The organism is Vibrio sp. V03_P4A6T147, assembly GCF_002241085.1.
Classification (GTDB): domain Bacteria; phylum Pseudomonadota; class Gammaproteobacteria; order Enterobacterales; family Vibrionaceae; genus Vibrio; species Vibrio anguillarum.
On sequence record NZ_NDIO01000023.1, the window covers coordinates 1 to 8,096 of the forward strand.

General features: G+C 46.4%; 8 protein-coding genes and 1 pseudogene. 7 read left to right on the forward strand and 2 right to left on the reverse strand.

Features of this window, described 5'->3' with window-relative positions:
* The 7 genes from B9J84_RS00745 to B9J84_RS00775 form a co-directional block, all read left to right on the forward strand.
* The coding region (locus B9J84_RS00745; protein WP_143698816.1) for an energy transducer TonB at positions 1 to 695 on the forward strand (695 nt) is incomplete at its 5' end.
* Positions 695 to 1,402, forward strand: coding sequence for a MotA/TolQ/ExbB proton channel family protein (locus B9J84_RS00750; protein ID WP_088732524.1), 708 nt, complete (start codon positions 695 to 697; stop codon positions 1,400 to 1,402). The genes B9J84_RS00745 and B9J84_RS00750, both read left to right, overlap by 1 nt.
* Positions 1,399 to 1,809 carry a biopolymer transporter ExbD gene (locus B9J84_RS00755; RefSeq protein WP_013856733.1) on the forward strand — a complete coding sequence of 137 codons (411 nt, stop codon included), beginning with the start codon at positions 1,399 to 1,401 and terminating at the stop codon, positions 1,807 to 1,809. Before B9J84_RS00750 ends, B9J84_RS00755 begins: the two co-directional genes overlap by 4 nt.
* 51 nt (positions 1,810 to 1,860) lie before the next feature.
* Entirely contained in the window at positions 1,861 to 2,709 is an 849-nt protein-coding gene (locus B9J84_RS00760; RefSeq protein WP_017044793.1) for a hemin ABC transporter substrate-binding protein, read from the forward strand.
* Positions 2,710 to 2,809: 100 nt separating this feature from the next.
* On the forward strand, positions 2,810 to 3,754 hold the full coding sequence (locus tag B9J84_RS00765; RefSeq protein ID WP_404206157.1) for a FecCD family ABC transporter permease: 945 nt from the start codon (positions 2,810 to 2,812) through the stop codon (positions 3,752 to 3,754).
* A complete protein-coding gene (locus tag B9J84_RS00770) occupies positions 3,751 to 4,533 on the forward strand; it encodes a heme ABC transporter ATP-binding protein (protein ID WP_094123301.1) in 783 nt (260 codons plus the stop codon). Before B9J84_RS00765 ends, B9J84_RS00770 begins: the two co-directional genes overlap by 4 nt.
* A gap of 90 nt (positions 4,534 to 4,623) precedes the next feature.
* The gene (locus B9J84_RS00775; protein ID WP_026027546.1) at positions 4,624 to 5,607 is read left to right on the forward strand and encodes a rhodanese-related sulfurtransferase; all 984 of its coding nucleotides are present in this window, start codon (positions 4,624 to 4,626) and stop codon (positions 5,605 to 5,607) included.
* A 90-nt stretch (positions 5,608 to 5,697) separates the two neighbouring features.
* Here the strand turns inward: B9J84_RS00775 and B9J84_RS00780 are convergent, their stop codons facing one another.
* Both B9J84_RS00780 and B9J84_RS00785 read right to left on the reverse strand, forming a co-directional pair.
* A complete protein-coding gene (locus tag B9J84_RS00780) occupies positions 5,698 to 6,429 on the reverse strand; it encodes a transporter substrate-binding domain-containing protein (protein WP_013856728.1) in 732 nt (243 codons plus the stop codon).
* Positions 6,430 to 6,454: 25 nt separating this feature from the next.
* Positions 6,455 to 7,991: pseudogene (locus B9J84_RS00785) on the reverse strand (methyl-accepting chemotaxis protein).
* Between the last annotated feature and the right edge of the window lie 105 nt (positions 7,992 to 8,096).

Genomic DNA, 8,096 nt, shown 5'->3' on the forward strand with positions numbered 1-8,096 from the left:
ATCTTGTCGCTGGCAGTCTATCTCTCGCGATTCACGCGGCGATCTTGTTTGTTGATGACGAATCAAAAGTGTTTGCCATGCCTGCGGGAAATCAATCCACCTCAGTGTCGATTAACTTTGTGGCTCAACCTCAAGCTCAGGTAGTACAAGAGCAAGCAACAAAAACCCCACCTCCAGAAAAGAGAGCCAACAAACCCAAACCAGCAAAAAAAGAGCCGCAAAAAGTGGTGCAGAAAAAGAGCCTGTCAAAACCGGTAAAAGACAAACCGGCTCCTAAAATACCGACAAAATCAGCACAAGTGCAAACTCCTGTAAAGGAAGCTGTGACATCCTCTGTAGAGAATGAAAATAGCGCTGAATCGACACCGAAAACCGCCGCCGCCCCAAGCAGCAGCGGCGCAACTAATCAACCGAAATTAGTCGATGCGCCGTCTTTTGTTACTCGCCCAGCCCCTCCTGTTTATCCAAGGCTTGCACAAAAACGAGGAATTGAAGGGGTCGCTATGTATGAGGTGTGGTTAGACGAAAACGGCCGCCAAATCAAACAGGTTTTGCTCTCTTCGTCGGGCGCGGCGCTGCTGGATGAATCGGCTCTTAATGCCATCAAACAATGGAAATTCTCTCCTCAAGTGGTGAACGGTGAAAAAATAGCCCACCGAGTGCAAATCCCAGTACGTTTTAAATTGGAAGGATAATGGAACTACTTACTCAACTAGAACAACAACTTGGCCTGATGGCCTGGCCTCTTTTTGTCTGCTCAGCACTTGCGACCATGATCATTACTGAACGGCTTTTCCAAGTACTGCTTAGCCTTGGTGTTGGAAAAGGTGCGATCGGTAGTGCGCTCAACCAAATATCACCGACCCATACAGCGCAAATTGAGACGCTAGCCAGTGAATTTTCCAGCAAGCGCCCATTGCTTTATAAAGGGGTTGCCATGCTGCTTGCTCATCACGATTTCTCTAAAGGATTGCGTGAAGATGCGGCGGGCATTTGGTTGCAAGAAAAGCGTCATCAACTGCATTCCGGACTGCGTATTTTATCTTTGATTGGTGTGATCAGCCCACTGCTAGGCTTACTTGGCACTGTGTTAGGTTTAATTGAAATGTTCAAGGGGGTCGCGCTCTCTTCTGGCAATATTACGCCAAACGACCTTGCGGATGGCCTAGGCATTGCGATGCGAACCACGGCTGCAGGTTTGCTGATCGCGCTTCCCGCAATTACCGGCGCTCAATTGCTTGGCGTATGGGCTGACAGAGTGATGGCAAAACTTGAGCACACACTAAATTATGTCAACTTATGGCTCGAAGGTGTTTCTTTACAGCATGATTGCACCACCAAACAAGAGCGTGTAGCTAAGTATGAAGACGTCTCTGATAATGATGTGGTTAATGCATCATGATTAAAACGCCGCACTCTCACTCATCCGCATTAATGCCAGATTTAACGCCATTGTTGGATATCATTTTTATTGTCATGGTGTTTTTACTGCTTACAGCTGCGGTTAAATTTGAGTCATTAGACGTTTCACTGCCAACAACCGACTCACCCACCGTGAGTGAAGTGAACAAGCAGTCAATCACAGTGAATCTTCTGGCGCACGAACCTTACTGGGCTATCGATGGCAAACAGTATATCGATTGGAATAACTTCACATTGGCATTGTTAGAACAAAGCAAAGCGAGTGATCGCCCGATCGTGATTGGCGCAGACAAAACCGCCGAAGTGCAGCAGTTGGTTAAATTGCTGGCGTTCTTGCAAGACAATGGCATCGCTGCCACTCAGTTATTAACCGACCATCCCCAATAGCCTATTCATACGCGCTTTTAAAAACCGTATGATTTTCATGAGTACAACACGATGACACACAAATCTCTTTCTCATTGGCTTGTTGCCATAACGCTCTTCATCTTCTCACCTTGGCTCTGCGCGCAAGAACGGATCATCAGTGCGGGCAGCGCGGTGACCGAAATCCTCGTTGCGTTAGGCGCACAAAATAAACTTGTTGCGGTCGATGTCACCAGTGAAATTCCAAACGATCTTGCTCTCCCAAAAATCGGTTATCATCGCCAATTATCCGCAGAAGGATTATTAGCCTTAGCACCAACACAATTGATTGGTTCTAGTGAAATGGGGCCAGAAAGCACATTGCAACAGCTTAAAGGCGCTGGCGTTAACGTCGAGGTGGTGAATGATGAATCCACACCACAGGGGTTGTTGGCACGCATTGACCAAATCGCGACGCTCGCTGATGCAAAGCCTCAAGCTAAAGCGCTCAAACAGCAAGTTCAAAGCACAATAGCGGCGTTAACCCACCATCAATCTACCCACAAGACTCCGAAAAAAGTGCTATTTCTTCTTATCCACGAAGGAAGAGCAGCCAACGTAGCGGGCAGTGACACCACGCCAAACAGCATTATTGAGTTGGCTGGCGCGGTTAACCCAGCCGCTGAACAAGTGACGTCTTATAAACCACTGTCGATGGAAGCGATAATTGAGATGCAACCGGACGTGATTTTAGTCAGTGGCCGCAGTTATGAAAAACTCGGAGGAGCAGACGCCATTTTGCAATCCATACCGACGTTAGTAGCAACTCCGGCTGGGATAAATAAGCAGATCATCACCATCGATGGCCACGCTCTCGTCGGCGGGTTAGGCCTTAAAAGCTTGGCTGAAGCGCAACGTCTAAACGCATTGCTCTATCCTTAAGGAGCTTATTTTGTTACGTCATCTCTCAAAAAATGTGGTGAATGCAACGCTGTTAGTTTTGGTAATCTTAGTGAGCCTCTATTCTGTCACCGTTGGTCCAATGAATATCAGCTTCAGTGACAGCATAAAAAGTCTCGTGCTGCACTCCAATGACATTGCCGCGCACATCAATTTAGTCATCCACGAGATACGCTTTCCGCGGACCCTGCTCTGCTTGTTGGTCGGCGCAATTTTGGCGCTGTGCGGAACGGTGATGCAAGGCTTGTTTCGTAATCCATTAGCTGAGCCTGGCATTATCGGTGTTTCGGCAGGTTCAGCCCTCGGAGCCGCACTTGCGATTGTGCTATTCGCCAATTTAGCGCTGTTTTCCAACCCGTGGATGAGCGCTGCGGTGGTACCTATTTTTGCCTTTTTAGGCGGTGCATTGACTACCTTGTTGGTTTACCAATTAGGCACCAGTAAATTTGGTACTTCCGTCACCATCATGCTACTCGCAGGCGTCGCCATCAGCGCGCTATCGGGGGCGGGTATTGGCTATTTGAATTATGTTGCAGACGATCAAATGCTACGCGATCTCTCATTGTGGTCAATGGGATCACTGGCGGGTGCAAACTGGCAAAACATTCTCTTGTGCGCTGTGACCTTACTGCTGCTGCTCGTCTCTTTCTCTCGTCAAGCGATGGCGCTCAACGCATTATTACTTGGCGAGTCTGAAGCGCGTCATCTAGGCATTTCTGTGCAACGGCTTAAACGTTCAATGATTTTACTCAGCGCACTCGGCGTTGGAGTGACCGTCAGCGCGGTGGGTATGATTGGTTTTATCGGTTTAGTCATCCCTCATCTAGGCCGGATGCTGGTTGGCCCCGATCACCGTAGTTTGATCCCCATTTCAGCTTTACTTGGTGCACTCTTACTCACTGTCGCCGATATGTTTGCCCGTATAGCAGTGGCACCTGCGGAGCTGCCTGTCGGGATTGTGACTGCGCTGGTGGGTGCACCTTTCTTCCTTTATCTTCTGTTTCAACAAAAAGGCAAAGTATTTTGAGTACAACGGCAGCGATCCAAGCCAGTAATATATCGGTTACATTTGGCCATCGAACCATTTTGGATAAGATTGATATTGAGATTTTTTCAGGTCAAGTCACAGCGTTACTTGGCCCCAATGGTGCTGGAAAAAGTACCTTGCTGAAAATACTCAGCGGTGAAATCTCATCAACAGGCAAAATGGCTTACTTCGGTGTTCCGCAAGCACTGTGGCAACCGAATGAGTTAGCAAAGCACTTGGCTATTCTTCCGCAGCAAAGTACGTTGAGCTTTCCTTTTATCGCTCAAGAAGTGGTGGAATTAGGCGCACTGCCATTAAATTTAAGCCACCAACAAGTCAGTGAAGTGGCGCTACACTACATGCAACAAACCGATATCAGCGATAGAGCGAACAATCTCTACCCGGCTTTATCGGGTGGTGAAAAACAACGTTTACATCTGGCGCGGGTATTAACTCAACTTCACCACTCCGGTGACAAAAAAATCCTGATGCTGGATGAACCAACGTCAGCGTTAGATCTGGCTCACCAGCACAATACACTGCGCATTGCACGTTCATTAGCACGCCAAGAGCAGTGCGCTGTTGTAGTCGTGCTGCACGATCTCAACCTTGCGGCTCAATATGCAGATCGCATGGTGATGCTGCACAATGGCAAACTGGTTTGTGATGCGCCACCTTGGGAAGCGCTCAATGCAGAAAGAATTGAGCAGGTGTATGGCTACTCGTCGCTTGTCGCAGCACATCCAACCATGGATTTCCCAATGGTCTACCCCATCTAATATTGTCCTTAATAATTGTCCGTATTTGTGGGCGCGTCCCTTCGCTATAATGCGCCTCAATTCTTTATATCGTTTTTTAAAAGGTACCCCATGAGTCAGTACGTCGTCTGTGCACTCTATAAGTTTGTTGAACTCAATCACTACCAAGAGCTGCAAGCACCGCTTCTTGAACTAATGGAGGAAAACCAAATTCGTGGCACGCTATTATTAGCCAGTGAAGGAATTAACGGCACCGTGGCATCAACACGCAAAGGGATAGATGTGCTACTGGCTTGGCTTGATGCTGAACCGAATTTGAAAGGCACGGTTTACAAAGAATCACAAGCCTCAGAGCAGCCATTTAACCGTACCAAAGTGAAGCTAAAAAAGGAGATTGTCACTATGGGCGTTGAAGGTATTGACCCTCGTCACGTTGTGGGCACTTACGTGAAACCAGAAAACTGGAATGCGCTAATTTCAGACCCTGATGTGCTGGTTGTCGATACCCGTAATGATTATGAAATCCAAATCGGCACCTTCAAAAATGCGCTTAACCCACACACTGAAACCTTTCGTGAGTTTCCTGATTATGTGAAGAAGAACCTCGCACCAGAGAAACACAAAAAAGTCGCGATGTTTTGTACTGGTGGGATTCGCTGTGAAAAATCCACGGCTTATTTAAAAGAGCAAGGGTTCGATGAGGTGTACCATCTCGAAGGTGGCATTTTGAAATACTTAGAAGAAGTGCCGCAAGAAGAGAGCTTATGGCAAGGTGACTGCTATGTGTTTGATGGCAGAGTGGCTGTAGGGCACGCTTTAAAAGAGAGTCACTACGATGTATGTAACGCTTGCCGTTTGCCGATTACCGATGAAGACAAACAGAGCGAAGTCTACGAGCAAGGCGTCAGTTGCCCATCCTGCTTCGGTACTCACTCTGCGGAACAACTGGCCCGTTTCCGTGAGCGAGAAAAACAAGTTCAGCTCGCAAAACAGCGTGGAGAAGCACACATTGGCGGCGATACCGCATCACTGATCGAGCAAAAGCGTGCGCAAAAATTAGCACGTAAAGCTGAGCAGCGCGGCTCAAAGCGCTAATATTTACCCCAATGCTTACTTCAAAGGATTCAAATCCTATTGGAATAGAAAAGGCCGCAGCGTTAAAACTGCGGCCTTTTTTTAAAAAAATCACTGAATACCGTATTTCGCTAAAATGGCATCAAATGTTCCGTCAGCTTTAATCGTGGCTAACCCTTTGTTATACGCATCAATATATTTCTGCGCATTAGGGTTCGCTTTGCCTGAGGTAACATGTAAAGGATTTTTAGACAAAGATGCCGTGGTAAACTGAAAATCACTGCTATTTAAGCCCGCCTCTTTCATGGTCGATAACGCGACCAACTTATCTTCAAGGGTAAGATCAATTCGTTTGGCTTGCAGTTTCTTCAAGTTAGTCGTGAGATCATTAGCGTCTGGTTTGTTGAAATTAGTGGCGGATAAAAAGTCATCCCCATAACCATAGCCCCTAACGATGCCAACTTGTTTACCACTCAAACTATTTAAACCTGAAAATTCGAAAGCATCGCCTGCTCTTTTAATAAAGCTCAGTTCATTTTCTAAATATGAGTCACTGTAAAGTAAATAAGCCGTTCTCTCCTGCGTATACCAAGTTGCGGGCAACAGATCAATTCTGCCTTTACTCACCTCATCTAATGCTCGTGACCAAGGCATGATTTGAAAATTGACGTCATAGCCCTGTGTTTTCATAGCCGCAACAGCGATTTCTACCGATAGCCCCGGCATGCTTTTATCCGGTGAAATAAACGGTGGCCATGGATCTTGCGCAGCCGTAATAGTAGCAGCAAAGCTACTCGGTAAGGCCATCATCATACTGAAAATAAAGATCAACAGACGCTTCATACTTTCTTCTCCTTGAAGGTGGAACTTATGTTTTGAACTTACGCATATGAGTTTTAATATTTGAGCTCAGTTGAAGAACTTCTTTCGTTCTCTGAGCATTATCTTGACCACTACTCGACAGCTCATTAGTGGCCTCTGATGCTTCAACAATCGCCTGACTGACTTCATCAATGGCTTGTTTCTGCTCTTCTGTGGCATGCGAAATCTCGCCATTTCTTTCAGAAATTTCAGAGATAGTATTTTTCACCTGCTCCACAGAATGTTGTGACTCTGATACTCGCTTAGCGGTGCTTTCTAACAAATTAGAGATGCGAATAATTTCTTGCTCAACCGATTCTGTTGCACTGCTAAGTGAGCGAATATTGGTTTGATCTGTTCGGTGATTGGCTGGTTTTGGTCGAAAGGTTGCGCACTTCGTCAGCCACTACTGCAAAACCACGGCCATGCTCACCTGCGCGTGCCGCTTCAATAGCAGCGTTCAGTGCCAGCAAGTTGGTTTGCTCGGAAATGTCATTAATCACCCCGACCACCGTTGATATTTTTCGCCCTTCATCAAGCAGCTTATGCATTTCCGCGTTTACCGAACCCATTTCGGAACGCATGTTTACAATCTCGGCAGCAGAGCGTTCTATTGATTGGTAAACATTATCGACCAGTTGAGAAGCCTCACTTGCTTGCCTTGCGGCGTCATTAGCGGTTTCAGCCACTGTTGCCACCGACTGACTCATCTGTGTGGAAGCGGCAGCGACGGTCGATAAACTGTGTTTTTGTTGATCAATTTGCTGCGCATTTCTCATGGCAACCTGACCACTCATCTCTGCGGTGTCTTTTAACTGCACAGAAGCATTCGTTACTTGTACAACTATCTCCCTTAGCGACTCCGTAAAATGATTAATACTGCGGATGATCTGCGAAAACTCTCTATATTTGGGTTCTGGAATGATGCGACTTAAATCCCCTTCACCGGTTGCAAGATCGGCCACTCGCTCTGTCAAATCGTTGAGCGGGCGAAGGACGGTTTTCGTTAACGCCAAAATTAGGAATACAATCATTACGCTATCTAAAATCAGCAACTCAATCAGGCTATATTGCAGACTTTGTAACAAGGTTTTTTCTAGCCTATCTGTGTTATAGAAAAGCTCTACCTGACCAACTTCATTTTCCTTTTCATACTCAACAAAGGTGAGCTTTTGCACCGAAGAGAGCATGGATTCGTATTGTTTCCCCTCATTGGGTTCCATCTCTTTCACATCTTGAGAGTCGGGTGATGTACTCAGGAAAAGAAGCGGTGTACCACCCGCATCTTTCACTCTAACCGCTTGTATGTCTGGGTTATTTAACTCTGCTGAAATAGTGAGTTTGGCGGCATGTAAATCAAAATCCCAAATTGCTTTAGGTAGGCTGTAGCTCAAACGCTCTTTTGCATTCAAGATTGATGTATCTAGGCTATGCTGCAACTCCGCTTTCTTTGACTGGTAATCAATGTAACTAGAAATGCCCAACACAATGGACACTGCCAGAACAACTTGGGTAACAAAGATCACTTTGACACTTTTCCACATACTTCATTTCGCCTTAATCAATGGTATGAGTTAAGCACTGCGTTGACTTCATCGCACCGCATGATAGCCATCTGACTCTTGTGTTTAATGAATAGGACGCAGACC

What these genes read in the sequence shown, in the direction of transcription:
- B9J84_RS00750 (WP_088732524.1), top strand. Translation starts at nt 695, where the DNA reads ATGGAACTACTTACTCAACTAGAACAACAACTTGGCCTGATGGCCTGG.
- B9J84_RS00755 (WP_013856733.1), top strand. Translation starts at nt 1,399, where the DNA reads ATGATTAAAACGCCGCACTCTCACTCATCCGCATTAATGCCAGATTTA.
- B9J84_RS00760 (WP_017044793.1), top strand. Translation starts at nt 1,861, where the DNA reads ATGACACACAAATCTCTTTCTCATTGGCTTGTTGCCATAACGCTCTTC.
- B9J84_RS00765 (WP_404206157.1), top strand. Translation starts at nt 2,810, where the DNA reads ATGAATATCAGCTTCAGTGACAGCATAAAAAGTCTCGTGCTGCACTCC.
- B9J84_RS00775 (WP_026027546.1), top strand. Translation starts at nt 4,624, where the DNA reads ATGAGTCAGTACGTCGTCTGTGCACTCTATAAGTTTGTTGAACTCAAT.
- B9J84_RS00780 (WP_013856728.1), bottom strand. Translation starts at nt 6,429, where the DNA reads ATGAAGCGTCTGTTGATCTTTATTTTCAGTATGATGATGGCCTTACCG.